This window comes from Rhizobium leguminosarum, from assembly GCF_004123835.1.
In the GTDB taxonomy this organism is placed as follows: Bacteria; Pseudomonadota; Alphaproteobacteria; order Rhizobiales; family Rhizobiaceae; genus Rhizobium; species Rhizobium leguminosarum_M.
Map to the genome: position 1 here is coordinate 81916 of NZ_MZMU01000015.1, position 25217 is coordinate 107132.

At 59.1% G+C, this 25217-nt stretch carries 24 protein-coding genes and 2 tRNA genes; 15 read left to right on the forward strand and 11 right to left on the reverse strand.

The window, feature by feature from the left end; all coding sequences use genetic code 11:
- Positions 1 to 2 precede the first annotated feature (2 nt).
- The 4 genes from B5P46_RS22565 to B5P46_RS22580 all read right to left on the reverse strand — a co-directional run bounded on the left by B5P46_RS22565 (position 3) and on the right by B5P46_RS22580 (position 5942).
- Complete coding sequence (locus B5P46_RS22565; RefSeq protein WP_129420681.1) at positions 3 to 1136, reverse strand: ABC transporter substrate-binding protein; 1134 nt, start codon at positions 1134 to 1136, stop codon at positions 3 to 5.
- 56 nt (positions 1137 to 1192) lie between these two features.
- On the reverse strand, positions 1193 to 2284 hold the full coding sequence (locus tag B5P46_RS22570; protein WP_129420949.1) for an extracellular catalytic domain type 1 short-chain-length polyhydroxyalkanoate depolymerase: 1092 nt from the start codon (positions 2282 to 2284) through the stop codon (positions 1193 to 1195).
- Positions 2285 to 2723: 439 nt separating this feature from the next.
- A complete protein-coding gene (locus B5P46_RS22575) occupies positions 2724 to 4841 on the reverse strand; it encodes a catalase (RefSeq protein ID WP_129420682.1) in 2118 nt (705 codons plus the stop codon).
- 204 nt (positions 4842 to 5045) lie between these two features.
- Complete coding sequence (locus B5P46_RS22580; protein WP_129420683.1) at positions 5046 to 5942, reverse strand: hypothetical protein; 897 nt, start codon at positions 5940 to 5942, stop codon at positions 5046 to 5048.
- Between B5P46_RS22580 and B5P46_RS35045 the strand changes: the two genes are divergently transcribed.
- The 3 genes from B5P46_RS35045 to B5P46_RS34560 all read left to right on the forward strand — a co-directional run bounded on the left by B5P46_RS35045 (position 5839) and on the right by B5P46_RS34560 (position 6681).
- On the forward strand, positions 5839 to 6216 hold the full coding sequence (locus tag B5P46_RS35045; protein ID WP_245456248.1) for a hypothetical protein: 378 nt from the start codon (positions 5839 to 5841) through the stop codon (positions 6214 to 6216). The genes B5P46_RS22580 and B5P46_RS35045 overlap by 104 nt on opposite strands.
- Before the next feature lie 62 nt (positions 6217 to 6278).
- A complete protein-coding gene (locus B5P46_RS35050; protein ID WP_003558829.1) occupies positions 6279 to 6458 on the forward strand; it encodes a hypothetical protein in 180 nt (59 codons plus the stop codon).
- An 82-nt stretch (positions 6459 to 6540) separates the two neighbouring features.
- Complete coding sequence (locus B5P46_RS34560) at positions 6541 to 6681, forward strand: hypothetical protein (RefSeq protein ID WP_164986538.1); 141 nt, start codon at positions 6541 to 6543, stop codon at positions 6679 to 6681.
- Positions 6682 to 6785: 104 nt separating this feature from the next.
- Here B5P46_RS34560 and B5P46_RS22595 read toward each other — a convergent pair whose 3' ends face one another.
- Together B5P46_RS22595 and B5P46_RS22600 are read right to left on the reverse strand one after the other, a co-directional pair.
- Entirely contained in the window at positions 6786 to 7040 is a 255-nt protein-coding gene (locus B5P46_RS22595; RefSeq protein ID WP_027666056.1) for a hypothetical protein, read from the reverse strand.
- Positions 7041 to 7429: 389 nt separating this feature from the next.
- Positions 7430 to 8176 carry a TylF/MycF/NovP-related O-methyltransferase gene (locus B5P46_RS22600; RefSeq protein ID WP_129420685.1) on the reverse strand — a complete coding sequence of 249 codons (747 nt, stop codon included), beginning with the start codon at positions 8174 to 8176 and terminating at the stop codon, positions 7430 to 7432.
- Positions 8177 to 8823: 647 nt separating this feature from the next.
- On the opposite strand from B5P46_RS22600, the gene B5P46_RS22605 reads away from it, so the two are divergent.
- Positions 8824 to 9126, forward strand: coding sequence for an HNH endonuclease (locus B5P46_RS22605; RefSeq protein ID WP_129420686.1), 303 nt, complete (start codon positions 8824 to 8826; stop codon positions 9124 to 9126).
- 980 nt (positions 9127 to 10106) lie between these two features.
- Here B5P46_RS22605 and B5P46_RS22610 read toward each other — a convergent pair.
- Positions 10107 to 10181: transfer RNA gene (locus B5P46_RS22610), tRNA-Asn, on the reverse strand.
- Positions 10182 to 10298: 117 nt separating this feature from the next.
- On the opposite strand from B5P46_RS22610, the gene B5P46_RS22615 reads away from it, so the two are divergent.
- Together B5P46_RS22615 and B5P46_RS22620 are read left to right on the forward strand one after the other, a co-directional pair.
- Positions 10299 to 10616 carry a hypothetical protein gene (locus tag B5P46_RS22615; RefSeq protein ID WP_129420687.1) on the forward strand — a complete coding sequence of 106 codons (318 nt, stop codon included), beginning with the start codon at positions 10299 to 10301 and terminating at the stop codon, positions 10614 to 10616.
- 96 nt (positions 10617 to 10712) lie between these two features.
- Positions 10713 to 11054 (forward strand): hypothetical protein, encoded by a 342-nt coding sequence (locus tag B5P46_RS22620; RefSeq protein WP_129420688.1) that lies wholly within the window; start codon positions 10713 to 10715, stop codon positions 11052 to 11054.
- Here B5P46_RS22620 and B5P46_RS22625 read toward each other — a convergent pair.
- Positions 11051 to 11389, reverse strand: a complete 339-nt coding sequence (locus tag B5P46_RS22625; RefSeq protein WP_129420689.1) for a KTSC domain-containing protein — start codon at positions 11387 to 11389, stop codon at positions 11051 to 11053. The two genes, B5P46_RS22620 and B5P46_RS22625, sit on opposite strands and share 4 nt — an antisense overlap.
- A gap of 262 nt (positions 11390 to 11651) precedes the next feature.
- Between B5P46_RS22625 and B5P46_RS22630 the strand changes: the two genes are divergently transcribed.
- Positions 11652 to 11725: transfer RNA gene (locus tag B5P46_RS22630), tRNA-Cys, on the forward strand.
- A 70-nt stretch (positions 11726 to 11795) separates the two neighbouring features.
- Here B5P46_RS22630 and B5P46_RS22635 read toward each other — a convergent pair.
- Positions 11796 to 12098, reverse strand: coding sequence for a hypothetical protein (locus B5P46_RS22635; protein ID WP_129420690.1), 303 nt, complete (start codon positions 12096 to 12098; stop codon positions 11796 to 11798).
- A gap of 481 nt (positions 12099 to 12579) precedes the next feature.
- Between B5P46_RS22635 and B5P46_RS22640 the strand changes: the two genes are divergently transcribed.
- The 6 genes from B5P46_RS22640 to exoR all read left to right on the forward strand — a co-directional run bounded on the left by B5P46_RS22640 (position 12580) and on the right by exoR (position 20516).
- Complete coding sequence (locus B5P46_RS22640; RefSeq protein ID WP_129420691.1) at positions 12580 to 13242, forward strand: protein-L-isoaspartate O-methyltransferase family protein; 663 nt, start codon at positions 12580 to 12582, stop codon at positions 13240 to 13242.
- A 255-nt stretch (positions 13243 to 13497) separates the two neighbouring features.
- On the forward strand, positions 13498 to 14364 hold the full coding sequence (locus B5P46_RS22645) for a PopZ family protein (RefSeq protein WP_129420692.1): 867 nt from the start codon (positions 13498 to 13500) through the stop codon (positions 14362 to 14364).
- Positions 14365 to 14480: 116 nt separating this feature from the next.
- Positions 14481 to 17324: a valine--tRNA ligase gene (locus B5P46_RS22650; RefSeq protein ID WP_129420693.1), complete on the forward strand. Its 2844-nt coding sequence runs from the start codon at positions 14481 to 14483 to the stop codon at positions 17322 to 17324.
- A gap of 402 nt (positions 17325 to 17726) precedes the next feature.
- Entirely contained in the window at positions 17727 to 18995 is a 1269-nt protein-coding gene (locus tag B5P46_RS22655; RefSeq protein WP_129420694.1) for an OmpP1/FadL family transporter, read from the forward strand.
- A gap of 227 nt (positions 18996 to 19222) precedes the next feature.
- Positions 19223 to 19693, forward strand: a complete 471-nt coding sequence (locus tag B5P46_RS22660) for a hypothetical protein (RefSeq protein WP_129420695.1) — start codon at positions 19223 to 19225, stop codon at positions 19691 to 19693.
- Positions 19694 to 19712: 19 nt separating this feature from the next.
- Positions 19713 to 20516 carry an exopolysaccharide production regulator ExoR gene (gene exoR / locus B5P46_RS22665; RefSeq protein WP_011651648.1) on the forward strand — a complete coding sequence of 268 codons (804 nt, stop codon included), beginning with the start codon at positions 19713 to 19715 and terminating at the stop codon, positions 20514 to 20516.
- A 44-nt stretch (positions 20517 to 20560) separates the two neighbouring features.
- Here exoR and xth read toward each other — a convergent pair whose 3' ends face one another.
- Complete coding sequence (gene xth, locus B5P46_RS22670) at positions 20561 to 21352, reverse strand: exodeoxyribonuclease III (protein WP_129420696.1); 792 nt, start codon at positions 21350 to 21352, stop codon at positions 20561 to 20563.
- 226 nt (positions 21353 to 21578) lie between these two features.
- Positions 21579 to 21911, reverse strand: coding sequence for an iron-sulfur cluster insertion protein ErpA (gene erpA, locus B5P46_RS22675; protein WP_003538958.1), 333 nt, complete (start codon positions 21909 to 21911; stop codon positions 21579 to 21581).
- Between the two features lie 222 nt (positions 21912 to 22133).
- Between erpA and B5P46_RS22680 the strand changes: the two genes are divergently transcribed.
- Positions 22134 to 23351 carry a deoxyguanosinetriphosphate triphosphohydrolase gene (locus B5P46_RS22680; RefSeq protein WP_129420697.1) on the forward strand — a complete coding sequence of 406 codons (1218 nt, stop codon included), beginning with the start codon at positions 22134 to 22136 and terminating at the stop codon, positions 23349 to 23351.
- A gap of 63 nt (positions 23352 to 23414) precedes the next feature.
- The gene (argS, locus tag B5P46_RS22685; protein WP_065279720.1) at positions 23415 to 25172 is read left to right on the forward strand and encodes an arginine--tRNA ligase; all 1758 of its coding nucleotides are present in this window, start codon (positions 23415 to 23417) and stop codon (positions 25170 to 25172) included.
- Positions 25173 to 25217 lie beyond the last annotated feature (45 nt).

The following is a 25217-nucleotide window of genomic DNA, read 5'->3' on the forward strand; positions in this document are numbered from 1 at the left end:
CGTCACTTTGCCTCGAACTGCGCGTAGTCGGCGGCAGCGCCCTGTTCCCTCAGCCAAAGGATATTGTCGATATCGCTATCGGCCAGGTCGTAGTTGTAAAGGGTCTTGTAGGCCGTCTTCATTTCTGCGCGCAGGTCGTATTTGAAGATCTCGGGATGGAGCAGGTTGGCCGTCCACATCCAGGACAACGGCGATTCCTGACTCGGCGGATCCCAGCGATAGCCGCCGAGCGGCATCTTGTAGACCCGCTTGGATTTGGCGGCATTGGTGAGAGACAGGATCGGATCGTTATAGACCCAGTCGATGTTCAGCTTCGCCTCGAAAGCATTGAGGAAGATGACGTCGGGGTTCCACGCTGCGATCTGTTCCTTGTTCACCGAGACCGTGCCGTTGAGTTCGTCCGAGGCGTTTCTGCCGCCGGCAAGCTGGATGGACCAGGCATTGTAATTGCCCTTCGTGCCGGAGGCGCTGATATCGGAGAGCGCGCGACCGAGATAGAGAACGTTCGGCTTCTTGTCGTCGGGGATCGCAGTCGCCTTGGCCTGGATATCCTTCTGGACGCGGTCGCGCCATTCCACCAGTTCGCCGATCCGCTCCGGCTTGCCGATTGCCTTCGCGGCCATGGTCATATAATCGCGGGTCAGCTCTTCCGTGCCGTAGAGGATCAGCATCGTGGTGAGGCCGGCATTGGTGATAGGCGCGACGATATCGGCACCGCGATCACCCCACTGAATGACGAGATCGGGATTGGCGGCGGTGAGCGCCTCGACATTCGGCACGAAATTCGGCGCCGTCACGTCCGACGGAATATCCTTCGCCTCGGGGAATATCTTTCCGAGAATCCCTTCGACAACAGCGCTCTTTGCCGTCGGGTTCATACCAATGAGCTTCCGGGTGCTACCATCCAGCGCGATGACGGTGGAAGCCATTGGGATAACGATCGAGACGACACGTTCGGCAGCCTTTGCCAGCCGCACCTCGCGGTTCCCCTGATCCTTGAAGACGATCTCATCGGCAAAAGCTGTCGGTGCAAACAGCACGGCGGCAAGTGCAGCCACCGTGCGGCGGCGCGAAGCTGCTGTGATAAAAAGCGAAAGCGGAACCATGGTGTCTCCCCGTATGACGATGAGCGCCATTCCTATTCCGCGTATTTAATCTTGTCTACAAATCTCCACTTTAATTAGCGACATGACTACTTCATCAGCCCAGCGGACCGGAGGGCATCTTCAATGACCTTCTGGATGCCGCCACGATCGCTACCTGTGCCGAATGGATCTGCAGCGTTTTCCGGTCGCGCAGCAGAGGCTTTCGCGTCGCGCCGTTTTTCAAATGAGGGCACCAGACCCCAGGACCTGGCAATTTCGACGGTCGAGGAAATTCCGGCGTCAAGCATGAAGGGGCCGCTTGTCCCGTAGCCGGTGCCGACATCGAGAGGCGTACCATGCCCCATCCCGGCAATCGTATAGAGCTCGATCACTTCGACGCCATGAGCATCAGTCCAGACCTTTCGCTGATGTCGTCCGATATCTTCCACACGGGCTGGCGATGCGTCGACGCCGTGGACATTTCTCCATTGTTCTACGATCGCATTCGCATTGGATGGCACGACGGTGCTGTCTGCGGTTCCCTGCCATATTGCTAATGTCGGCCATCGGCCCTTGTGCCCTGAAGCGTTTCTCAACCGCCGTTCCAGCTCTTTGGCAGTCGGGCCGCCATGGCCGCGCATTCGGTCGAACGCCTCTGGAATGGTTGCAGCACTTGCATATGGCAGGCCGGCAATCATCGCGCCGCCCGCAAAAACCTCGGGATAGGTGGCGTGCATGGCGGCTGTCATGGCGCCGCCGGCCGAAAGTCCGGTCACGAACACACGCCTGCTGTCGATACCGTGTTCCGCAACGACTTTTGCGATCATCTGGCGAATGGAAAAGACCTCGCCGTGATCCCGGCGAATGTCCTCTGGGTTGAACCAATTGAAGCAGAGATTTGGATTGTTTGCCCGTCGCTGCTCGGGAAACAGCAGCGCGAAGCCATAATCCTCGGCCAATCGCGACCACCCGGATCCGATATCATACCCGGCGGCAGTCTGGGTGCAGCCGTGCAGGACGACGACCAGGGCCATGTCTTTCCCGCGCTTCGACGGCAGATAGGTGTAGCCCCCTAAGGCGCCCGGGTTTGAGCCAAATGCGTCCAAGGCGACGAGATCGGGATTGTCCTGCGTGGGTTGGGCGCGAAGGGTTCCTCGCAGCGCAGCAAGGCGTGCGAGGGTGTCTGACATAGATCTCATGAAAGTCTCCGCCAATCAGCAGCCGGGATGGCGGTGATGCTGATCTAAACGCGTCAGTCTACGAAAAGGTTGCTGCAGTGCACAATGTTTTTGGCGCATTTTTAAGTGGGCGGGGTGCACTTCTCCTGGGCGAACCAGCTAAATTATTCAGATATCTTTTTCTTTTGCGGCACGGGGCCACCGCCTGCGGGTACCGGCTTATAAACGGCAATTCTCCGTGGGCATCAAAGGAGGGCTTCGGACCTCTGGGTTGACCTCGGCGGCGCGAGGAACTTCGGCCAGCGCATTACGGCTCTCCACAGCCCGCAAAACGGAAGATGGATGAGAGTTCATCACGTCGGCTCAATAAATAGGGCGCCGCAAACGAGATAAAACCCGCGTTTTCGCGGGTTTTGTTCTTACGACATGCCATTCTCTCGCGGAGATGACGACGAGACGGTCAATTCAATTTGACCGATGGCTCCCGGCCCCAGACCCGCAGTTTGCCAAGCGCCATGATAAAAGCCGTGACATCCTTCGCCGCTCCGAGCGCCATCACGCCCTCATCCAGTGAATCGGCAATTCCGGCCTTCTGCATGAGCGGTAGCGCTGTTTCCACATAACCGATGAACTTGCAGTGCACGAAGGCATCTGCCACGAAATCGCGGGCCGTTGCCTCCTTCAGCAGATCGCCGGTTCCCTCGGCTGAGGGGAGGAGGGCGACGGCGTCGTAAAGCACCGAAGGTCCGCCGTCGATCATCTGATGCACCTCGATCCAATTGCCGTCCGAGAGCGTCACGCCGCCGATCTTTGGCGCGATCACTTCGAACGCTGCCTTCTGCTCGGTGATCTCGGCAAGCAACGCCTTGAAGATAGCGGCATCGGTGCCATCGCTGACAAGAATACCGAGCTTGCGCCCTTCGAACCGCTTCGGACCGCGCTCGACGATGCTGAGCGCCGGCGACGGTTCGAGATCCTGCCGCGTCGGCATGGCCGCATCGGCAGGCTTCGGCATCGATTTGAAGCCGAGGGCGTGGCCGACCTTGCTGGCCAGCGTCTCATCGATGTTCAAAAGATGCGAGACCATGCGCTCACGAATGACTGGCGTTTCGACCTTGCTCAGCTCGAAGATCAGCGCCGCGGCGATATGGCGTTGTTCCGGGGGAGTCTGGCTGATGTAAAATTGCCGGGCCTGGCTGTAATGATCGGCAAAGCTTTCCGGCCGCAGCCGAACCTTGGGACCCTGTTCATCGGCGGGGAAGTGGCGATAGCCCTGAACCGGCGATTCCCGCGGCCCCTGATTCCAGGAATTCGGCTGATAATTGACGCGCCCGACAGGATTGCGCATCGCCATATGGCCATCCTGCTGAAAATTGTGGAACGGACATTTCGGCGCGTTGATCGGCAGATGGGTGAAATTCGGACCGCCCAGACGTTTCAGCTGCGTATCGAGATAGGAGAAGTTTCGTCCCTGCAGCAGCGGATCATTGCTGAAGTCGATGCCGGGGGGAACGTTCTGCGTCATGAACGCGACCTGCTCGGTCTCTGCAAAAAAGTTCTCTGGCATTCGGTCGAGCACGAGACGGCCGATCGGTTTGACCGGAAGGATCTCCTCGGGAATGATCTTCGTCGGATCGAGGATGTCGAAGTCGAACGTATCGGCGAAATCCTGATCGAAAAGCTGCACGCAGAGTTCCCATTCGGGGAAGTTTCCCGACTGGATCGACTGCCAGAGGTCGCGGCGATGGAAGTCTGGATCCGCACCATTGATCTTGACTGCTTCGTTCCAGGCGACGGACTGCAGGCCGAGCTTCGGTTTCCAATGGAATTTGACGAAGGTCGATTCGTCCGCGGCATTGACGAAGCGGAAGGTGTGAACGCCGAAACCCTCCATGAAACGGAACGATCGCGGAATGGCGCGGTCCGACATTACCCACATGATCATGTGCATGCTTTCGGGCGTCAACGTGATGAAATCCCAGAAATTGTCATGCGCCGACTGCGCCTGCGGAAATTCCTTGTCGGGCTCCGGCTTTACGGAATGGATGACGTCGGGAAACTTGATCGCGTCCTGAATGAAGAAGACCGGGATGTTGTTGCCGACGAGGTCCCAATTCCCCTGCTGGGTGTAGATCTTCACGGCGAAACCGCGCACGTCGCGCGCCAGATCGAAGGAACCCTTGCTGCCGGCGACGGTCGAAAACCGGACGAAGGCCGGCGTCTTTTCGCCGGGCCGCTGGAAAAGATCAGCCCGGGTATAGGCGGCCAGGGATTCGTAGGTTTCGAAATAGCCATGGGCGCCGTAACCGCGCGCATGCACGACCCGCTCTGGGATGCGCTCGTGGTCGAAATGAAAGATTTTCTCGCGGAAATGGAAGTCATCGATGAGGGCGGGGCCGCGGGCGCCAACGCGAAGCGTATTCTGATCGTCGGAAACGGGGCCACCTTGCGCTGTGGTCAGCACCGGCATCCCGTCTTCGGCAAACTGATGAAGCTCGCCGCCTGCACCCCGGTGCAGTTTCTGATCGTGGATCGTTGCGTCGTCCGAGGGCGCGGTTTGGGAGGTCTTCTTGGCCATCTACATTCTCCGGAAAGGGATTTACCTAACCGAAGCTCCCCAACGGCCACATGTTCCGCCCGATGCGAAATAAACCGCCATGGAGAAAAAGGCTTTGCAGCGGACGATCATCCAACCGCGGCAGAGCCGGGGATGGCTCCACATAATGGGCGCGGGGCCTTTCGACCCCGCGCCCCAATTTCCGTTGATCCTGAGCCTCGGGATTTAGATCCGGGGCGTGACGAGGATGTCTTCCTCTTCGTCGCGTTGCGACCCGCCAAAGGCTGCGGCGGCAGCAGCGATGAAAGCCCCGATCAGAAGTGACAACGCGCCGAGCAATGCCGTGGTGGAGGCAGCCTTGCGGGCCTCATCGGCGGCTTTCTGGGCGGCGACCTTGGCATCGTCAATGCGCTTCAGCACAGTGTCGACGCGGGTGCGTGCATCGGCCTCGGAAAGACCGGTGCGAGCAGAAACGATGGTGGCAAGATAGGCCTTGTCGTCATCCGGGATCTGGCCGGCGGCAGCACCGTTGAGGAGGATGCGGGAGACCTCAGCCGTTGCAGCAGTATCGTCGGATGTTGCTCCTGCACGGGCCTGTTCAGGACGCAGCAAAGCGTCGGTAAAATAGGCGGTGGGCAGATCCGCGGCCGATGCCGTCGACGCCGCCGCCGTAACTGCGGCGGTGGCCGCGGAGCCGACGGCTTGTGCGCCGGCACCGGCAAGCGAGGTCAGTGACGAGGCTAGAAATCCGGCGACGAAGATCGTCGCCAGCGCCCAGCTGATGAAGCCATGCGCGGTGTCGCGGAAGAATACCTCGTCGGTGTGGACAGCCGCCCACTTCGTGCGCAGCCGGCCGGTGATATAGCCTCCGAGCCCGGAGGAGAGCCATTGCACGACAACGAGCCAGATCGCCGCCGTCACCCCGACCGTGCCGAGCGAACTGCTTTGCCCCGACCAGGGCGACACCATCGTCAACCCAACCCCGGATCCAAGCAGCAAAAGAATGAGGGTCACTCCGATGGCAGCAGCGGCGCCTCCGAAGATAGGCCCCCATGTCATGGCGGATTTGGAGGATTCGACCGGAGTAGCAATCTCTCCGGAACCTGTCATTGAAACCGACATGATCTGTCCCTATCGCATAAACAGAGCAAGAAGGATGATGATCGGCAGTGGAACACCAAGCAGCCAAAGCAGAATACCGCGACCCATGAAAGACCTCCTGTCAGAAACTGACGTTACGTGGTTGATGCCAATCAACTTTGAACCACGATCTTTGTTCCCGGCCGGCTTGGTCATCGACGATCTTCATGCGGAGCTGATCGAGATCGATAAGAATCTTGCGCGTTCGCAGCTGACGTCCGGCGAAGAGAGCGCCATATCTTCAGGGACAAGGTGATCTTGGGAGGAGAGGACAGAAGCTCTCGTCACTCGGTCACGGCCTAAACTGGAGAGGTATCGATGAACAAATTTCGGGCATTTGTAGCAGCCGGAGCAATCAGTCTTGCCGCCATGACCTCGGCCTGCTCGACACCGCCGAACTCATACGGCTCGGCATCAGGCTATCAGCCGGGAGATTCAATGAATCCGGCCTGTGCCGATGGATTCCGACCTGGCGACGGCCGTTCATGCAGCTATTAGAGGCGGTCGTCTCTTTGTCCGTCCAAAAAGCGTGATCGTACGGAGCGTCAGGCAGGCGCTCCATAAGCGATCATTTCCGTTGATGACAGCCCCAACGGCAGCGCCGATCGCGACACCGAACGTGATGCCGATCGCGGCGTCATCGAACAGCATCGCCTATTCCTATTCCTATCGCCATACCCAGAGCCATGGCCGTGACCCTATCCAGGCGCTGTGGCGATAGTATGTGTTTCGCTGCATGACCGCGAACTGCGCGTGGTTCGAGCGAGGCAAGCTAAGACGGCTCGGCGGAGCGCCAGCCGGTTCTATGACCGCCAATCCACCTCACTACCGTTTTTTCCGGAGATCTCCTGGCAAAGCGTCAATGAGTTGATGCACTTTTCCGGTGGCAAACACGATGTCCTCGCGCGGCAGATGGACTGTTATCTCAATCTCCTCCCACCTGCCGCCATGGTCTTTTGCGAACCTGACGGCGGCTTCCAAAGAGGTGAATTGCACGGCCGGTGCTTTGGCGGTCCAGAACTGCACGCTGCAGTCCGCCGCACTGTAATCTAAAAATGCTTTTTCGGGATCTAGCGCCATGACGTTTTGCTTTACACCGGCGCCGGTTGGTTGGCCAGCGGTTGCCTACCGATCGTAAAAGCGCATGACTAGGCTGACGGCTTGACGGCGATGTGCGCGCGGATGGCGACCCGGGCAGGGATGGTCTTAGATAAAAAGAAAGGGTCGGGCGAATGCTCGCGCCGACCCTTCTTTGATTGCGTCTGCACGGTGCCAGTACATCCGTGGTCACCAGCAAAAGCCATCTGATAGATTGAATTTATGCGCCTCGTGAATTTTCGCAAGGATTAGGGGGTGCTGATTTAGGGCTAGGTATGGGCGACCTAGTTGCCCGTCTTGCGGCACTACCAGGTGACAAACCGGCGCACGCCCTCTTGGACACCAAAAATGTCTTCTTGGACGGAGAAGGTTCAGTGCGTTCGGGTCACAAGCATGTGTCCAGCCGAGAGGTCAAAGTCCAGTCCCTCTCGTCCTGCGCGAGAGAAGTAATCGTCTGCCGCCTTTCGGCACCCAGACCAGTCCGAGTAGGCGCGAAGTGCGACAGCGCCGCCGACGATGAGATGAGGCATAACCCGCTCTAGACAGGCGCTGACAGGCTCGTACCAATCAACATCGATATTGGCCAAAGCGACCGGCTCGGCGACTGTAAGCGTGTCTTGCACCTTACCCTTTATCAGTTGGACGTTGTTGGACTCGACGGGATAGCCAAACCTAGCGAAGTTGTTCGTCACCGTCGCCATCAGGTCATCATCATAGAGATAGTATTGCTGGCCTCCAAGGCCGACGGCTTCGCCGGCTTTGATTTCAGCGTACCGAGCTTTCATGTCGTCGCCATCGTGCTCCGAAGGCGGAGGGAGCATCTCGAACAGGTCGTACACGCGCATAGCGCGCTGAGGCGACTTGGCGGAACACATGAGAATTGCTGAACCGCCGCGCGCACAACCTGCCTCAATGATCAACGCTCCGCTCGGGGCGGTACGACGCACTACCTCAAGCAATTGATGAAGTTGACGATCAGTCGTGTAAGAAAGGTGTTCGGCGCGCACCCTTGACCAAACCTGTCGAACGGTCCTTGGGTAGGCGGTCCGACGGGCGCGTTCCAAAAGCGCGTTGAGGCGCCAACGCGCCCCACGCGCAACTCTATGTACTGCTTTCATAACGCCCCCATCTCCCCGCAACAGCGTCCGCCTCGGCGAAGCCTTACTGAACTCCCTACGACTCCCTTGGCGGGGGAAACCCGCTAGCGTCGTGTCTTGCCCTTCTCATCGACGTACTCGTCGTTGGCAAAGCTGATCTGTTTTCATGATACGATCATCTCTGGTCCTCACTCGCATACCTTCAAAGCGTTGACGGATAACTCAGCGGTTCATCAGGACAAAGTAAGCCAAGAGGAGGGGGGTGCGGTCTTACATCCATTTCGGAAAAAGATTGACCGTCATCTGCTGCGCGCGGCGTTCCGGGAGCCTCTAATTTCAGAGCCTTCCGATGACAGTACGAAACCGGCGTTCTGCAACGACCTATCGAAAAGCTTTATAGACCCTTAGTAGGTTTCCCTCAACGGCCAATTGACCCGGCTTAGACCGCTTTTCGGCTACGTAGCGGGGGCTATCACTGCCCGTTTGATTGCATCGGCGCGGCCATTCATCCTCCAATTGGGGGTCTGTTGATTCGCTCTTCCTGTGAATTGCCCCCCGGTCGGCGTTCGGAAGAGAAATCTATTACATCCAACTTATAGCTGGTGACATGGCTGGCCGCCCGTTCCGCACGGTCGAAGGAAGCCATCTCACGGCCTGCGAGAATCCATATGAAGACCGGAGTGAAGCGAGCTCTCGTTCTTGAGCTATTCAACAAGCAGGGCGGGCGCTGTTGTTACTGCGACCGCCTCATGGTCATCCTGCCTCGCGGCAAGGATCAGAACCGACCAGACGCCGCAACGCTCGAGCATCTAATGACAAATCGCCGCACGGGCTGGACGCGACGCGACAACATGGCGGCTGCTTGCCGCGAGTGCAACGGAATGCGCGGATCCGGAATGGATTGGCTGATGTTCAAGACTTATCGCCGCGGCGAGTTTTGGGAGCTCATTGGCGGCTGCAAGGATTTATAGATCGGCCTGCCCTGGCCGAACCGCGGTCAGCCGTTGTCGCCGCATGATGCGGCTGACCGCTCACCAACACCATAGGCCGGCGCGATCACCACCCGCGACTACACCAGCGGCGCGCCGGCTGGTCTTTGCAGCGCTATTGATTGACGGACCCCGGACAAGCGCGTCCGCGGCAGTTCAGAAGATAACCGCCAGCCGGCTTACATGTCCCGTCTGCAAGGTATCGTCTTCGCTTCTGCGTATGCACTCCTATGAGCGTTATGTCAGCGTCGACCCAACTCCTGCCGCAGCTGGAGCATTGTTTAGGGGTCCAAGCGAACGCGTCAACACCGCGCGGATTCGTGCTCAATTTGAAGATGGAAGCCCGAGAGCCTGTGTACGGCGTTATGGACCGTAGTCGGACCCTTGTGCGGCAGTACTCATATGGAGGAGGGAAACGGATCTTTGTCCTTGTCTCCTCTCCTTCCCTGCGCGGAGCCACGAGCATAACGGCGGCATCTACAGAGCCAGGGGGCACTCCGACGTAAGCGGCAGCCGCTTCAATTACAGATTTGCACACAGCATTGTTGTTGCAATCTTCCAGCACCTCACCCCATTTGCGTTGGTCGCATCACTGGATTGAAACGCACCTTTACAGCTATAAAGTCGCTCTCGTCTTCATTCGCAAATGGATCGAATTGGGCTTGCCCGAAATCTGGCGCGGCAATAGCCGCTATCGTTGCCAGAGCTGAAGCTCTGATAAATTTTGAAACCCTCATAGCCGTCCCCTTAGCCAGATGGTTTATTAGATAGTCGAAATATATACCCCAGCGAGTAGTGTCGCAAGCAGATGGCTGAACGTCAGAGCCGGAACCGACGACATAACTAATTAAACTCGCTATCAGGTGTCGAGCCGAAGCTGAGTCAAAAGCGGGGAGGGAAAGTGGGGAAGTAAGTACCTGCTTTCGGATTTCTCAACAAAAACAGGTACTTATTTCTTAAAATGGCTCCCCGGGCCGGATTCGAACCGGCGACCTGTCGATTAACAGTCGAATGCTCTACCGCTGAGCTACCAGGGATCACTGCTTGGCGCGGTGTGAGTGGGCTAATACAAACGCTTTCCCGATTTGCCAAGCGGTTTTTTCAAAAAAATGAAATGAACTTGTATTTGGGATGCCTGCGCCCATCTCTGGGGAATGACAAATGTGAATGATCGCCAGGAGACGAGAGGCGGCGAGAAGCGCAAGGCACGGGCAGTGCGCTTCGGCATCGATCATGCAAGCGGCAGGCTTGTGCTCGGCTCTTTCAGCATCGGCATGCCGCGTTCGCGCATCGCGCGGATGGCACTCGGCATGGCTCTCATTTTCTGCGGCGTGTTGGGTTTCCTGCCCATCCTCGGCTTCTGGATGCTGCCGCTCGGCTTCCTCGTGCTCTCGCACGATCTGCCGTTCGCGCGCCGGCTTCGGCGGCGGCTGGCGGTCTGGTGGCACAGACGGCGAAAACCGACAGGCTGATCGGCAAGGAGGGTGTGGAACTGTGGATCGTTTTTCGCATTCGTGGTTTATGGAATGTAAAACGCAAAATTGCGTCACAATGGTCCAGGTGAGGAAATGAAGGTATCCTTTGTTGTCGTCCTGTCGGCAGCGGCGCTTCTCTCAGGCATGTCCGCCGAGGCCCAAGCCATCGACAGCCGCGGTTTCGACGCGCGCGGCATCTGTCGCCGTCCGGAAGGCTGTGTGGTCGACCACGGTCAAGGCGGAAGCTATAATGGACCTCGCAACTATCGCAATTTCAACGGTCGTAACGATCGCGACGACAGGAACGACCGCGAGCGGGACAATCGTCGCTACCGTTCTCAGAACAGGAGCGACAATTTCGACGCCGGAACCAGCCGCCTTGTCGCAGGCCCTGAAATTGGGCTGGGCGCGCAGATCATCGACATTCGCGTCTAGTTCGATCTGAGTTCGCTTTCCTCGAAAGTGCCGCCATGGTCCGGATCGAGCCCGGTCGCCATCAACAGGCTGCAGGCGGCGAGGAGGAGGACGAGCTTGACTGCGTAGGACGCAACGGAGACCGGTTGTCGATGCGCCTGTGATACGCGACACGGCGCTATATAATATTTGTAGTAGAAATGCGGATCATCCGTTTCCAGCAGGTTCTGGTAGACGTGCGGCGGAATATCCGCATGTTTCACCGGCGGAGAACCGGGGAACTTTACATGCAGATCCCGGGTTTCGGCGTCGTATGCTGCACGCACGCGCTTCGATTTGAGGGCAGCCCAATCCATCGCAAGCTCCTATACCCTCCCGAGGGCAATTGAGTCCCGGACGACGATCGAAGTCAAGTCAAGAATTTGTTTCAAATGCCATCATTGGCAGGAAATGGATCATCGTAACCGCCGTGGAAATTCCAGCTCGCGCCCGCTCCGTTTCGGGATGGAAAAATGGTCGTTTCGGCAGCTGCGGAATAGCGTTTTTCCGAAATGCCCTCTTGCGATTTCCTTACGATCATTCTAAACGCTCGCCACGGCTCAGATAACGAGCGCGTGAGGCCTCGTGGCGGAGTGGTGACGCAGAGGACTGCAAATCCTTGTACCCCGGTTCAATTCCGGGCGAGGCCTCCAACATCTTCCACATGACACAATCGATGTGAAACGCTGCTGGCTCAGTGGTACGGCATTGGCGTTTGCGATGCTACCAGACCTGCTGGCCGGGCGAAAAATCGAACTGTAACGGATTGATTCCCGTGAGGCGGTAAAGTGCCTTCAGGCCGCCTTTCCGGATTTGCGCCTGATATTGCAGATCGCCCAATTCAGGCCCCTCATCGATGTCGGGGCCGGCGCCGAGCAGCCGCCGCATGCCTTGCGGCGAAATGCGGGTGAAGCTGCGAATGTCGCCGTTGCCGTATTTGATCAGCAGCAGGCGGGCATCGGCGTTGTAGTGAAGCGCTTCTATACCGCGCGATTGGATCAGAAAGGTTTGCATGCGCACAGCCATAGCGGAAGGCGAGGGCGCCGCAACAAAATGGTTGACGTAACGTTAATGCGCGCGCGACTGTCGGAGCTGGATTTCAAAGGAAACGAACGCATGTCAGACCTGCGCCGGGCATGATTGCCGCAAGCGCCATGTAGAGTATCTCTAAGCGCGTTTCGACGCTTTATCGCTTCCAAGTCGTTTCGCCGTCCAGTAGCCCGCAGCAGAATATGCCGACGAGCGCTGCGACGATGAAGAAATCGAACAGCGTGAAATACTCGAAAATCGCAGACATGGCCTGCTCCTCCTATTTCCTCCGCTGCAGATCATAACATGAAGGGCTGAAAGATTCCACGCTGGAGTTGCAGCGTCCATCCTGCCCCTGTGGCGCGGAAGAGGCGCCTGCCGGATTCTTTTCGCCGGCGCCTGCCAAGCCTTGAAAGCATCGGTGGCGGGGATTAAGAGACGAGGGACAGGAACCGCTTTTCAAGAGCGAGAGGACATAATGGATTTCGAAGCAGCGCGCGTAAAGATGGTCGATACCCAGGTTCGCACGACGGACGTTACCTCGCATTCCGTGCTGACGGCGTTTCTCACGGTGCCGCGTGAGGCTTTCGTGCCGGAGAAGGCGAAGCTGCTGGCTTATATCGACAATGACGTCGCGATCTCCGCAGCCGCGCCGGGAAAGCCGGCCCGTTTCCTGATGGAGGCATCGCCGCTTGCCAAGCTGCTGCAGCTGGCCGCGATCACCAAAGACGACTTCGTGCTCGAGGTTGGCTGCGGGACGGGTTATACATCGGCGCTGTTGTCGATCATTGCCGGCTCCGTCATCGCGCTCGAGTGCGACGAGACGTTGGCCACTGAAGCGAAGGCGCAGCTTGCCGGCTACGCCAAAGTCGAGGTCGTGACCGGCCCGCTCGAACAGGGCTACGCTGCCGGCGCTCCCTATGATCTGATCTTCGTCAACGGCGCAGTCGAAGAGGTTCCGGCGGCCCTTCTCGGTCAATTGCGCGATGGTGGCCGTCTGATCACCGTCGAAGGTTACGGCAATGCCGCCCGTGCCAAGGTCTTCGTCGCCGAGCGCGGCGCTGTTTCGGAAAACGTCTTCTTCAATGCCTCGGTCAAGCCGCTGCCGGGTTTCGCCAAGGCGCGCGAATTCGTTTTCTGACATCGTTCTTGTCGATGACATTTAGCGACGGGCGCCATGGGCGCCCGTTTTTTTGTGAGGGCCGCAGGAGAGCCTTCACAAACATGAATTATCCTGATGCCGCCACGTCGCAAACATCAGGTAACAAAACTGTGCATGGCCGCATTCATTTGATTCGCGATGATTTTTTTCCCGCTTGGGGTATTCTAAGGTCGTGGTGATTCGGGTGAACGCTCCACATCATCCGGTCGTTGTTTTTGGATAACGGGGATAGAAATGGCTCAGCCAAGCGTAGCGCGTGAACCGTCCATGGAAGAAATTCTGGCCTCCATCCGCCAGATCATCGAAAGCAATGAGCCCGGCGCCGGCAAGGCGATTTCCACATCCCTGCCGCCGGTCTACGGCGCCGACGAGGATGAGAACGGCTCCGAGATCCATCTGACGGTGGATGACACCTATGCCAGCGTGGAATTCCCCGAACCGGCCATGCGCTCCTCCGATCCGCGTTTCGTTGCCGCCAATTCGGCCGGCACCGCGCCCGAAGCAGAAGTGCCGGCCCGCGCCCTGTCGCTTGCCGATGTCGCCGCCCGCGTGCGCGCCGCTTCCGAGCGCAGCGCCGTGCAGGCCGGTCAGGCGCTGCGTGAAATTCCGAGCGGCTTCCGCCAGCCCGAACCGCAGCCGGCCGTGATGCCGGAGCCGCGCGCCGCGGCACCGCAGCCGGAACCGGCACAGCCTGTTTTCCCGGATGCCGCAACGCCCAGCCAGCCTGTTGCGATCCAGCAGCCGGCCGAGCCGGTGTTTACGGCAACGCAAAAGGTTGCCGTCGCCGAGCCTGCGCCTGCCGTCGAAACAGCGCTGCCGGCCATGGAACCTGCTCAGTCGTCGACCGAGCGTTTCCTGCCGAGCGTTATAGACGAGGTCCAGCCGACGCTGCTTTCGGAGGATGCCGGCCTGCAGATCAGCCGCTCCTTCGAGGAGCTCGCTGCCGCGATCGACGGTGCCGAGCGCCGCTCGCTGGACGAAATCGCGGAGGATATGCTGCGCCCGATGCTGCGCGAGTGGCTGGACGATAATCTTCCGACACTGGTCGAGCGATTGGTGCGCGAAGAAATCGAGCGCGTGGCGCGCGGCCCGCGCCGCTGATCGGATTGCTTTTTCGTGGAAAAGCCGCTCCGGTCTCCGGGGCGGCTTTTTTATTGACTTGCCCGTGACCATCCTATTTACAAACGCCACCCTCGAACCTCGAAATTGGTCAGAAAATGCTCGACAAGACCTATGATTCCGCTGCCGTCGAACCGAAAATTGCCGCGATATGGGATGAGGCGGACGCTTTCCGCGCCGGCGCGAACGCCAGACCGGGGGCCGAGACCTTCACCATCGTGATCCCGCCGCCGAATGTCACCGGTTCGCTGCACATGGGCCATGCGCTGAACAACACGCTGCAGGACATCCTGGTGCGCTTCGAGCGCATGCGCGGCAAGGACGTGCTCTGGCAGCCGGGCATGGACCACGCCGGCATCGCCACGCAGATGGTCGTCGAACGAAAGCTGATGGAACAGCAGCTGCCGGGCCGCCGCGACATGGGCCGCGAAGCCTTCATCGACAAGATTTGGGAATGGAAGGCGGAATCGGGCGGCCTGATCTTCAACCAGCTAAAGCGTCTTGGTGCGTCATGCGATTGGTCGCGCGAACGTTTCACCATGGACGAGGGCCTGTCGAAGGCGGTTATCGAGGTTTTCGTCAGCCTCTACAAGGAAGGTCTGATCTACAAGGACAAGCGCCTGGTCAATTGGGATCCGAAGCTGCTGACGGCGATTTCCGATATCGAAGTCGAGCAGCACGAGGTCAAGGGCAATCTCTGGCACCTGCGCTATCCGCTGGAAAAGGGCGTAACCTACCAATACCCGATTGCATTCGATGAGGAAGGTAAGCCGACCGAATTCGAGACGCGCGATTATGTGGTCGTCGCAACAACACGACCGGAGACCATGCTGGGCGATACCGGTGTTGCCGTCAATCCGAAGGACGAACGCTATCAGGGCATTGTCGGCAAGCATGTCATTCTGCCGATCGTCGGCCGCAGAATTCCGATCGTTGCCGACGATTATGCCGATCCGGCTACCGGCACCGGCGCGGTGAAGATAACGCCCGCGCACGATTTCAACGACTTCGACGTCGGCAAGCGGGCAGGTCTTAGCGTCATCAATATCATGAACGGCGACGGCACGATCACCATCAAGGACAATGAGGACTTTCTCGAAGGTCTCGACAATCCGGCGGCGCTGCACGGCGCCTGGGACCGCCTGGAAGGGCAGGACCGCTTCTATGCGCGCAAGGTCATCGTCGAGATTTTCGAAGAGGCGGGCCTCGTCGACAAGATCGAGCCGCACAAGCACATGGTCCCGCACGGCGACCGCGGCGGCGTGCCGATCGAACCGCGGCTGACCGAACAATGGTATGTCGATGCAAAGACGCTCGCCGAACCGGCGATCGCCTCGGTCCGCGAAGGTCGCACCAGGATGGTGCCGAAGAGCTGGGACAAGACCTATTACGAGTGGATGGAAAACATCCAGCCCTGGTGTGTCTCCCGTCAGCTCTGGTGGGGTCACCAGATCCCCGCCTGGTACGGCCCGGACGGCCAGGTCTTCGTCGAAAAGACCGAGGAAGAGGCGCTGCAGGCGGCGATCCAGCATTACCTCTCGCACGAGGGGCCGATGAAGGCCTATGTCGAGGACCTGCTTGAAAACTTCAAGCCGGGCGAGATCCTGACGCGTGACGAGGACGTGCTCGACACCTGGTTCTCCTCAGCACTCTGGCCTTTCTCGACACTCGGCTGGCCGGAGGAGACGCCGGAGCTTGCGCGTTATTACCCGACCAACGTTCTCGTCACCGGCTTCGACATCATCTTCTTCTGGGTCGCCCGCATGATGATGATGGGCCTGCACTTCATGAAGGACGAGGACGGCGAACCCGTCGAGCCCTTCCAGACGGTCTATGTCCACGCGCTGGTGCGCGACAAGAATGGGCAGAAGATGTCGAAATCGAAGGGCAACGTCATCGATCCCTTGGAACTGATCGACGAATACGGCGCCGACGCGCTGCGGTTCACCCTGGCGATCATGGCGGCGCAGGGCCGCGACGTGAAGCTTGATCCGGCCCGCATCGCCGGCTACCGCAATTTCGGCACCAAGCTCTGGAACGCCACGCGCTTCGCCGAGATGAACGGCGCGAAGAGCGATCCGCATTTCGTGCCGGAGGCGGCCGAGCTCACCATCAATCGCTGGATCCTGACGGAACTTGCCCGTACGGAACGTGACGTTACGGAAGCACTCGAAGCCTTCCGCTTCAATGACGCCGCCGGCGCGCTCTACCGCTTCGTCTGGAACGAGGTCTGCGACTGGTATCTCGAACTGTTGAAGCCGGTCTTCAATGGTGAGGACGAGGGCGCCAAGGCGGAAGCCCAGGCCTGCAGCGCTTATATTCTCGAAGAGATCTACAAGCTGCTGCATCCCTTCATGCCCTTCATGACCGAAGAGCTTTGGGCCCATACGGCAGGCGAAGGCAAAGAGCGCGACACATTGGTCTGCCACGCCGAATGGCCGGCGCCGTCCTATGCCGATGACGGGGCCGCTGACGAGATCAACTGGCTGATCGATCTGGTTTCCGGCATCCGCTCGGTGCGCGCTGAAATGAATGTGCCGCCATCGGCGACAGCCCCGCTTGTCGTCGTCAAGGCCAACAACCTGACGCGTGAACGGCTGTTCCGCCACGACGCCGCCATCAAGCGCCTTGCGCGCGTCGAGGCGATATCGCTGGCTGACGATGCGCCCAAGGGTGCCGCTCAGATCGTCATTGCCGAGGCCACCATCTGCCTGCCGCTCGGCAAGCTGATCGACCTTTCCGCCGAAAAGGCTCGTCTGGAAAAAGCGATTGCCAAGATGGAAGGCGAGATCTCCCGCATCGACGGCAAGCTCTCCAACGAGAAGTTCGTCGCCAACGCCAATCCCGAAGTGGTCGAGGCCGAGCGTGATCGCCTCGAGGAACTGAAGGGTCAGATCGCGAGCCTGAGGATCGCTCTTTCCAGGGTGAGCGAAGCCGGGTAAGTTTCACCGGCCCATTTTGGTAAGTTATTTCAAAGACGCGCCCCGCTGCGGGCGCGTCTTTTTTGTCGTTTTGGGCGCGCATGATTCGGACCTGAAAGCGGCCGGTTTCAGGCGCTGAACCTGTGGATTGTGGCTGTATGGGCAGCCAGTTGGCGAAAACTGCGACTGTTGTCGGATTGATACAGCTTCCGCAATGTTTGGAATGAAAACCCAAAAGCCCATCCGAAACCCGATAACTCTGGAATAAAATTTTATTAACCAGATTTTTTGACGTGTCCGTCAATTTCTTTACGTAAGTTAGCCGCTGCAATGCCTGGGAGCGCTGCCGTGGGGCGCGTTGCCATGTCGAGCAAACACTTACTAGAGTGGCGTGACATCAATTGCTGGAGTGGGGGAGACACAATGGCATCGCGTAGGTTTTCCAAGGGCGTAACGTCGCTCGTTCTTTTTTCGTCGCTTGCATCGCCGTCCTTCGCCGGTGGTCTGGAGCGCGGCGGATACAATATCGACCTTCTCTTCGACAATTCGAGGTTCGCCGTCCAGTCCGGCGCGACCTTTGTCATGCCGCAGCGCAAGCTGAAGAACGTCAGGGACACCGATCCCACCGATGGTCTCGGCACGAACGGCATCGGCGGCGGTTCGACCACGGCGGATGATACGGAGGATTACTGGATCCCCTATCTCGGGGTGAAGGTCGGTTTCGGCGATGCCATCGACTGTATGGGCGATTTTTCGACACCCTTCGGCGCACATACCAACCCCGGCGCTGACTGGTTGGGCGTCAACGACAACATCGAAACCAAGATCAGCACCCGCAACTACGGCGCCACCTGCTCCTATCGTTTCGATATGGGGCCTGGCCAGCTCCGCCTGATCGGCGGCGGCTTCTATCAGACGGTCGAAGGTTTCAAGACACGCCTCGTCGCGCCGATCCCAGGGGCGGCCGCGCTGGTCTATGACGGCACCGGTCGTCTGGACCTTGCCGACCAGGCCATGGGATGGCGGGCGGGCATCGCCTACGAAATCGAGGAATATGCCTTCCGCGCCAGCCTAGTCTACAACAGCAAGGTCAAATATGACAATCTTACCGGCACGGTCGACCTGACCGAGGTGCCGGCGAATCCCGCTAATCCCTACCTCGGCGTCGTTACGCCGGTCTACGGTTCGGCCGAAGCGCCCGATTCTGTCGAATTGAAACTGCAGAGCGGCATTGCGCCCGATTGGCTTGCCTTCGGTTCCGTCAAGTGGACGAACTGGAGCGTGCTGCAGTCGATCGCCTTCTGCCCGAAGGCCAACAAGGGCGTCGTCGCCTGCGGCGCCGGCAGCCAACTCACCTCGCTCGATCTCTTCTACCGCGACGGTTGGACGATCAGCGGTGGCGTCGGCCACAAGTTCAACGAACAATGGGCCGGCGCCCTCAGCCTGACCTGGGATCGCGGCACGAGCCAGGGCTACGGCGCCCAGACCGACACATGGACGCTCGGCGCGGGTGTCTCCTATACGCCGGTGGAGAATGTCGAGTGGCGTCTGGCCGGCGCGCTCGGCATCATGACCGGCGGGGAATCCGGCACCTACGTCTATAATGGCCGGACCTACGGCAACGACGTCTCCTATTCCTTCGGCGACGATCTGGTGGCGGCTCTTTCCACCAGCGTAAAGGTGAAGTTCTGATCTTGCAGCCCAAGTAGAAGTCTTAGAGCCCGGCAGTTTGCCGGGCTTTTCTTTGGGCGTCGCAAGACAAATCGACGTTCCAATTTGTGACGATTCAGCAACACATTTTTACGACGTTTGGCGTATGGTGGTGGTGAGGCGAATTTGTCCATTTCCCGCCACAAAGAGGGCGCAGCGATATTTGCGGGCGAGGTGATGGCAGGCATACGGTGCGTGTAAATAGTAGTATGGGTCGATTTTTTTCCGGTAACATCAGGTCGTACGGCGCGATTGGCGACATTCGTTTGATTGCGGTCGTTTCGCTTTCCGAACAAGGCTGTTCCGGCCGCCAATCCGGTCTCGCGATGAAGTCGTCGATCCGTTCATTGTCGCTGTTTTCGACCCGCTCGGATGAACAGCCCGGCTTTGCCGGAGCTGTCGATACCGGTTTCGTCACATTTGCTGTTTACGAATACGATAGAGGCGGGAAGGCGGATAACGCACCTGCCGAAAGAGTGCCACGGAGATTGCAGTCGGGCCATGCCGGGAGCCGGGTGGTTCTGAATGATGTGCTGAGAATACCGCCTTTGAGAAAAGGCCAGTGGGCTGGATGCGACGCGGGCAAAGGAGCCATGGAGCTCGCCGCGGGATCGCTCGCCTCGAAGGAATACATCCGCGGGATGCACGGCATGAGCGCCGTTGCCGCCTGCCAGGGATGAACGAAAGAAATCGGTTGAAATGGTGACGTCCGAGTTCAAACTGTTCAAATTCATGCTGATGGGCATGTCGATAGCCGTAGCGCTGGCGCTGTCCGGTCCATGCCGCGCATTCGACATCAAAGGTGGCGTCAGCAAGGAATCCGGACCCTTCGATCTCTTCAAGTTCGGCTTCAAGGCCTATAAGAACGGCCAGAAGGAAGAGGCGGTCGAAGCTTATAAATACGCCGCCGAAAAGGGGCACACCGGCTCGCGCTGGGCGCTCGCCAACATGTATGCCGATGGCGACGGTGTCACGCAGGATGATTTCGAAGCCTTCAAGATCTACAGCGAGATCGCCCAGCAGGGCGTCGAACCCGGTTCGGAAGACACGGGCTTCTTCGTCAACGCGCTGCTCTCGCTCGCCAGTTACTACAGGCACGGCATTGCCGGCAGTCCGGTCAGGATCGACCTCAGCCAGGCGCGCCAGCTTTATTTTCAGGTGGCCTCCACCTTTGGCGTCCCCGAGGCGCAGTTCCAACTGGCGCAGATGATGCTGGCCGGCGAGGGCGGCAATGCCAGCCCGCAGCAGGCGAAGAAATGGCTGAACCAGGCCCGCAAGAGCGGCCATCCCGGCGCCATGGCGGTCTTCGGCAATATTCTGTTCGACGAAGGCCAGACGGCCCGCGGCCTGGCGCTGATGACGGCAGCGCTCGACCGCTGCAAGCCCAAGGACTGCGGCTGGATGGAAGCGCTGCAGGAGCAGGCCTTCTCGGTTGCCAACGAGGCCGACCGCCGCACAGCGGTATCGCTGTCGCACACCATCGCGAGCGGTACCGACGACTAAGCGCCCACATTTATTCGGAGGCGTGAAGCTGCAGGCGGAAAGCCTCAGCCCGCGAAATCGAAATAGGCGATGACAGGCACGTGGTCGGACGGCTTTTCCCAGGCCCGCACATGTTTTTCGATCGCAGCCGACGTCATCCGGTCGGCAGCTTCCGGCGACAACAGCAGATGGTCGATACGGATGCCGTTGTTCTTCGGCCAGGCGCCGGCCTGATAATCCCAGAAGGAATAGAACTGCGTCGCATCTGTCGTCGCGCGCACCGCATCCGTCAGGCCGAGATTTTCGAGCCTGCGGAACGCCTCCCGTGTCTGCGGCAGAAACAGTGCATCACTTTCCCAGACCTTGGGATCGAAGCAGTCGTGCGGTTCCGGGATGACATTGTAATCGCCGGCAAGAACCAGCATGTCTTCATAGGCCAACCGTTCGGCCGCGAACGTCCGCAGACGCTCCATCCAGGCGAGCTTGTAGGGATATTTCTCCGTTTCGACGGGATTGCCGTTCGGCAGGTAGATGCAGCAGACGCGCAGGATTCGCGTGTCGGACAGGGTGAACGCCGCTTCGAGGAAACGCGCCTGTTCGTCCAGCGGATCGCCGGGCAGGCCGCGGTTCACTTCGAAAGGTGAACTCTTGGAGAGGATCGCGACGCCATTGAAGCCCTTTTGGCCGTGCGTCTCGACATGATAGCCGAGCGCCTCGATCTCCAGCCGCGGAAACCCTTCATCGACAGTCTTGATCTCCTGCAGGCAGACGATATCCGGATCGGAATCCTTCAGCCATTGGGTGAGATTGTCGATGCGCGCCTTGACGCCGTTGATGTTCCAGGTCGCGATCTTCATGGCTCTGTCCCGTTCCGTATAATGCATGTCGCCCAGAAGTGTGCAGCGGGTCTGGGATAACGACAGGCATAAAATAAAGAGCTAAAGCGCGCCGCATGAATCAACTGCTATTTGACGCGCTTTAGCGCGCTTCTTTTATCGCGGTCTTTCATCACCGGACAAGACGATAAACCGGCCGGAAGGAATTCTTCGGCCGGTTTGATGGGGAGTATGTGCGTTTAGACGTTCAGATCGAAAAACTGGTGCCGCAGCCGCAGCTTGCCACCGCGTTCGGGTTCTTGATCTGGAAGGATTGGCCAAGCAGATTGTCGACGAAGTCGATCTCCGAGCCTGCCATATAGACGAGGGAAAGGCTGTCGATCAGCACCTTGGCATCGTTCTTTTCGACGATGATGTCGTCGTCGTCAGCGCTGTCGGCAAGATCGAACTTGTAGGAAAAGCCCGAACAGCCGCCGCCTTCGACGGAAACGCGCAAGGCGCTCTTGCCGGCTTCGGCGCCGACGATCGCAGCGATACGCTTTGCCGCGGCATCTGAAAGGGTTACACTCGTATCCGTCATGTTTCCTCCTGCCGGGGTCAAGATCCGGAGAGAATGGGTTTTGGCACTTGAATGTTCAAATGCCTGATATCAAAGAAACTTACCATGATATCTGCGAAAAGGCGATGATGCGCCGAAGCGGTTAAGAAAGCGCCTCTTTGCCGTTTCATCGGGCTATAGGTATGAAGAGCGTTAAGCGGCGTCAATGGGCAGATGCGGCAACATGCAGGATGACGGTGAAGAATGACGATCGATACGCGTGCTTTGGGTTTCGGCAGCACTGAGAGGGCGGTCTATGCGGCCGACCCCTGGACGACGCGCGGGCGGCTCTACCAGGAGGACGAAAGCCCGACGCGCTCCGATTTCCAGCGCGACCGCGACCGCATCGTCCACACCACCGCCTTCCGCCGGCTGAAGCACAAGACCCAGGTCTTCATCGCCCAGGACGGCGATCATTACCGCACCCGGCTGACGCACACGATCGAGGTGGCGCAGATCGCCCGCGCTCTTGCCCGCGCCCTGAAGCTCGACGAGGATCTGGCCGAGGGCGTGGCGCTTGTGCACGATTTCGGCCATACGCCGTTCGGTCATACCGGCGAGGACGCGTTGCACGAGGTGCTGCTGCCCTATGGCGGCTTCGACCACAATGCCCAATCGCTGCGCATCGTGACCAGGCTGGAGAGGCGTTATGCCGAATTCGACGGCATCAACCTGACCTGGGAAAGCCTCGAAGGTCTCGTCAAGCACAATGGCCCGCTTCTGACGCCTGATGGAGTCGGCACCCGCGGTCCCGTTCCGCAGCCGATCCTCGATTATTGCGAGCTGCACGATCTCGAGCTTGCAACCTATGCCAGCCTTGAGGCCCAGGTCGCGGCGATCGCCGACGACATCGCCTATAATACCCACGATATCGACGATGGCCTGCGCTCAGGCTACCTGACTTTCGACATGTTGGAGGAAATCCCGTTTCTTGCCGGGCTGATGGCCGAGGTGAGGGCGCGATATCCGCACCTGGAGCCGAGCCGTTTCACCCATGAGATCATGCGCCGCCAGATTACCCGCATGGTCGAGGACGTAATTGGCGTGGCACAGCAGCGCCTGTCGCTCCTGCGCCCTGAGAATGCGGCCGACATCCGCGCTGCCGACCGGGTTATTGCCACCTTTTCCGAGGGGATGGCCGAGACCGACAGGCAGATCAAGGCCATGCTCTTCAAACGCATCTACCGCAATCCCGATATCATGCGCATCCGTGCCGGTGCCGCCCAGATCGTCACAGATCTCTTCGCCGCCTACATGGCCAGTCCCAAGGAGATGCAGAGCCATTACTGGGTCGATCATATCGCAGGCCTGTCCGATGCGCCGAAGGCCCGCCATGTCGGCGATTATCTCGCCGGCATGACCGACACCTATGCGATCAGCGCCCACAGGCGGTTGTTTGACCATACTCCGGATTTGCGATAGGCAGCGGTCGCCCACGCCGGGGGCCGATTTGCCTTTGGCACAGCCTATGCATGGAAGAGTGCGATGAACCTTTTTACCGACTTCGAAGCCAGGATCAAAACCGCCCTTGAACAGATCGATCTGGTCAGGGAAAAGCGATCCGAGCTCGATTTCGGCCGCATCACCGTCGAGCCGCCGCGTGACGCGAGCCATGGCGATGTCGCGACCAATGCCGCAATGGTGCTGGCAAAACCGCTCGGAACCAACCCGCGCGCGCTGGCCGACGTCATCATCGCCAAGCTGAAGGAGGATGCCGACGTCGCCGATGTCTCGGTCGCCGGTCCCGGCTTCATCAACATCCGTCTCGCCGTCGGCTACTGGCAGCGGCTGCTCGCCTCGATGATCGGCGCCGGCACCGATTACGGCCGCTCGACGCTCGGCGAGGGCAAGAAGGTCAACGTCGAATATGTCTCGGCCAATCCGACCGGCCCGATGCATGTCGGCCATTGCCGCGGCGCCGTTGTCGGCGACGCGCTTGCCAACCTGCTCGCTTTTGCCGGTTACGGCGTCGAGAAGGAATATTACATCAACGATGCCGGCTCGCAGATCGACGTGCTCGCCCGTTCCGTCTTCCTGCGCTATCGCGAAGCGCTCGGCGAAAAGATCGGCGAAATCCCCTCGGGTCTCTATCCCGGCGACTATCTCGTGCCTGTCGGCCAGTCGCTTGCCGCCGATTACGGCGTGCGGCTGCACAACATGCCGGAAGACCAATGGATGCCGATCGTCAAGGATCGCACCATCGATGCGATGATGGTGATGATCCGTGAGGATCTGGCGGCGCTGAACGTCCATCACGACGTCTTCTTCTCCGAACGCACCCTGCATGCCAATGTTGCAGCTGCGATCCGCACGGCGATCAACGACCTGACCTTCAAGGGCTATGTCTACAAGGGCACGCTGCCGCCGCCGAAGGGCCAGCTTCCTGAGGACTGGGAAGATCGCGAACAGACATTGTTCCGCTCGACCGAGGTGGGCGACGATATCGACCGGCCGCTGATCAAGTCGGACGGTTCCTACACCTATTTCGCCGCCGACGTCGCTTACTTCAAGAACAAGTTCGACCGCGGTTTCGACGAGATGATCTATGTGCTCGGCGCCGACCACGGCGGCTACGTCAAGCGCCTGGAAGCGGTTGCACGCGGTGTTTCGGATGGTAAGGCGAAGCTGACGGTGCTGCTCTGCCAGCTCGTCAAGCTCTATCGCAACGGCGAGCCGGTGAAGATGTCGAAACGCTCGGGCGATTTCGTCACGCTTCGGGACGTCGTCGAAGAAGTCGGCCGTGATTCGGTCCGGTTTATGATGCTTTACCGCAAGAATTCCGAGCCGCTCGACTTCGATTTCGCCAAAGTGACGGAACAGTCGAAAGATAATCCTGTTTTTTATGTGCAGTATGCGCATGCTCGCTGCATGTCGGTCTTTCGGCAGGCGAGGGAGGCTTTTCCCGACCTCGACGTCTCCCACGAGAAACTGGCGAAAACCGTTGCAGGCATTGGCGATCCGGCCGAATTGCAGCTTGTCGCCAAGCTTGCTGAATTCCCGCGTATCGTCGAGGCGGCGGCCCAGTCGCAGGAGCCGCATCGTATCGCTTTTTACCTCTACGACCTCGCCAGTTCGTTCCACGCGCACTGGAACAAAGGTAAAGATCAGCCGGAATTACGATTTGTTAATGATAAAAACCGAGAATCAAGTATTGCCAGACTTGGGCTGGTGTACGCCGTCGCGTCGGTTTTGAAGTCGGGACTTGCCATTACAGGCACTGCCGCACCGGACGAAATGCGATAACGTCACCATTTCCCCACAATGCGCTGGCATTTGAGCGTTGGCGTT

What these genes read in the sequence shown, in the direction of transcription:
- argS (WP_065279720.1), top strand. Translation starts at nt 23,415, where the DNA reads ATGAACCTTTTTACCGACTTCGAAGCCAGGATCAAAACCGCCCTTGAA.
- B5P46_RS34560 (WP_164986538.1), top strand. Translation starts at nt 6,541, where the DNA reads ATGACAGCCCCAACGGCAGCGCCGATCGCGACACCGAACGTGATGCCG.
- B5P46_RS35050 (WP_003558829.1), top strand. Translation starts at nt 6,279, where the DNA reads ATGAACAAATTTCGGGCATTTGTAGCAGCCGGAGCAATCAGTCTTGCC.
- B5P46_RS22635 (WP_129420690.1), bottom strand. Translation starts at nt 12,098, where the DNA reads ATGGCTGTGCGCATGCAAACCTTTCTGATCCAATCGCGCGGTATAGAA.
- B5P46_RS22595 (WP_027666056.1), bottom strand. Translation starts at nt 7,040, where the DNA reads ATGGCGCTAGATCCCGAAAAAGCATTTTTAGATTACAGTGCGGCGGAC.
- B5P46_RS22680 (WP_129420697.1), top strand. Translation starts at nt 22,134, where the DNA reads ATGACGATCGATACGCGTGCTTTGGGTTTCGGCAGCACTGAGAGGGCG.
- B5P46_RS22660 (WP_129420695.1), top strand. Translation starts at nt 19,223, where the DNA reads ATGGGTCGATTTTTTTCCGGTAACATCAGGTCGTACGGCGCGATTGGC.
- xth (WP_129420696.1), bottom strand. Translation starts at nt 21,352, where the DNA reads ATGAAGATCGCGACCTGGAACATCAACGGCGTCAAGGCGCGCATCGAC.
- B5P46_RS22580 (WP_129420683.1), bottom strand. Translation starts at nt 5,942, where the DNA reads ATGTCGGTTTCAATGACAGGTTCCGGAGAGATTGCTACTCCGGTCGAA.
- B5P46_RS35045 (WP_245456248.1), top strand. Translation starts at nt 5,839, where the DNA reads ATGGCAGCAGCGGCGCCTCCGAAGATAGGCCCCCATGTCATGGCGGAT.
- B5P46_RS22655 (WP_129420694.1), top strand. Translation starts at nt 17,727, where the DNA reads ATGGCATCGCGTAGGTTTTCCAAGGGCGTAACGTCGCTCGTTCTTTTT.
- B5P46_RS22605 (WP_129420686.1), top strand. Translation starts at nt 8,824, where the DNA reads ATGAAGACCGGAGTGAAGCGAGCTCTCGTTCTTGAGCTATTCAACAAG.
- B5P46_RS22650 (WP_129420693.1), top strand. Translation starts at nt 14,481, where the DNA reads ATGCTCGACAAGACCTATGATTCCGCTGCCGTCGAACCGAAAATTGCC.
- B5P46_RS22570 (WP_129420949.1), bottom strand. Translation starts at nt 2,284, where the DNA reads ATGAGATCTATGTCAGACACCCTCGCACGCCTTGCTGCGCTGCGAGGA.
- exoR (WP_011651648.1), top strand. Translation starts at nt 19,713, where the DNA reads ATGGTGACGTCCGAGTTCAAACTGTTCAAATTCATGCTGATGGGCATG.
- B5P46_RS22640 (WP_129420691.1), top strand. Translation starts at nt 12,580, where the DNA reads ATGGATTTCGAAGCAGCGCGCGTAAAGATGGTCGATACCCAGGTTCGC.
- B5P46_RS22625 (WP_129420689.1), bottom strand. Translation starts at nt 11,389, where the DNA reads ATGGATTGGGCTGCCCTCAAATCGAAGCGCGTGCGTGCAGCATACGAC.
- B5P46_RS22645 (WP_129420692.1), top strand. Translation starts at nt 13,498, where the DNA reads ATGGCTCAGCCAAGCGTAGCGCGTGAACCGTCCATGGAAGAAATTCTG.
- B5P46_RS22620 (WP_129420688.1), top strand. Translation starts at nt 10,713, where the DNA reads ATGAAGGTATCCTTTGTTGTCGTCCTGTCGGCAGCGGCGCTTCTCTCA.
- B5P46_RS22600 (WP_129420685.1), bottom strand. Translation starts at nt 8,176, where the DNA reads ATGAAAGCAGTACATAGAGTTGCGCGTGGGGCGCGTTGGCGCCTCAAC.
- B5P46_RS22615 (WP_129420687.1), top strand. Translation starts at nt 10,299, where the DNA reads ATGACAAATGTGAATGATCGCCAGGAGACGAGAGGCGGCGAGAAGCGC.
- B5P46_RS22565 (WP_129420681.1), bottom strand. Translation starts at nt 1,136, where the DNA reads ATGGCGCTCATCGTCATACGGGGAGACACCATGGTTCCGCTTTCGCTT.
- B5P46_RS22575 (WP_129420682.1), bottom strand. Translation starts at nt 4,841, where the DNA reads ATGGCCAAGAAGACCTCCCAAACCGCGCCCTCGGACGACGCAACGATC.
- erpA (WP_003538958.1), bottom strand. Translation starts at nt 21,911, where the DNA reads ATGACGGATACGAGTGTAACCCTTTCAGATGCCGCGGCAAAGCGTATC.